The organism is Mycolicibacterium palauense, from assembly GCF_002592005.1.
Classification (GTDB): domain Bacteria; phylum Actinomycetota; class Actinomycetes; order Mycobacteriales; family Mycobacteriaceae; genus Mycobacterium; species Mycobacterium palauense.
Genome location: NZ_NVQF01000202.1, coordinates 1 through 1,042 on the forward strand (window position 1 = coordinate 1; position 1,042 = coordinate 1,042).

At 59.2% G+C, this 1,042-nt stretch carries 1 protein-coding gene and 1 pseudogene; both read right to left on the reverse strand.

Annotation, left to right across the window (positions count from 1 at the left end; all coding sequences use genetic code 11):
* Nucleotides 1–223: 223 nt before the first annotated feature.
* A pseudogene (locus CSR00_RS29860) lies at nt 224–514 on the reverse strand (IS1634 family transposase); the annotation flags it as partial.
* Between the two features lie 49 nt (nt 515–563).
* A partial coding sequence (locus tag CSR00_RS29865) for a hypothetical protein (RefSeq protein WP_218014568.1) occupies nt 564–1,042 on the reverse strand: 479 nt, incomplete at its 5' end.

The window sequence follows — 1,042 nt, forward strand, 5'->3', positions numbered from 1 at the left end:
CTGTCGAGCGATCCTTCAACCGCTTCAAGCACTGGCGAGGAATCGCCACCCGATACGACAAGTACGCCCTGAGCTACCTCGGAGGGGTAACCCTAGCCGCGATCATCATCAACCACCGCGTCCGCAATTGACAGACACCACCTAGAACGGTGGGCAGATATGCCGACCCTACGGCCAGCTCAAGTCCAGAGTTGAGGACAACCTGAGTCTGGGCTTTTGCATAGTGCCCAGGGTTGAAGCCGAGATCGGTGAGGATCTGGCGCTCGGTGTCCGAATCGTCGGGTGGAGGTCTGTGTGGCACCGTTGACGGTGATGGTCGCCGAGAGCAGCGGTTGCAGGAGCTTGACGACCTTGCGATGGGCAGCCCGGTGCGCGACGAGATGGCATGAGAGATGGCAAGTGCGGTGAACACGATGTTCAGGTGGGCCTCGATGGCGTCGCGCATGCGGTTGAACATGGGTCGGGCATCGAGATCGGATTTCGACATCCGAAAAGACGTCTCCACGTGCCACAGGCATTATTGACGGATTCGGCCCGAGTATCTGGCTGCGTAGGCTAGAGGCCTATCTGCAGTTGTCCAGGATCTCGTTCCACAGAGAAGTGGACTTACTGTATTCGGAATCAAGCTTTGATTGCTCAACATCTGCAATCTGATCCAAAGTGATGTTTTGCCAGATTGACACCAATTGCCGAGTGCTCTCTGCCAATGGCGCAGGTGCAGCAGGGTTCTCGCTCAGTACCAGCAGCATGTGCGAGCCGCCCGCGGTAGTGCCGACACGCGAGTTGACGGTTACCACGGGGTTGTTTGGATCCCCGGAGGGAAAGTTGGCCGCACGGTTTTTGTCAATAGTCAATGTATCGGTGACCTTCTCAAACGCCTCACACACCGCCTTCTTCGCCTGCGCCACCTCTTCCGACGAGTAGTCGGGATCGTCATCCGAACCCCCCGACGTCAGCCCCACCAACCCCAGCACCAGCCCGGCAACGGCCACCACTGCCAGCATCGCGAACCCGGCCATCAGCCACCCGGGCACCCGGGGGC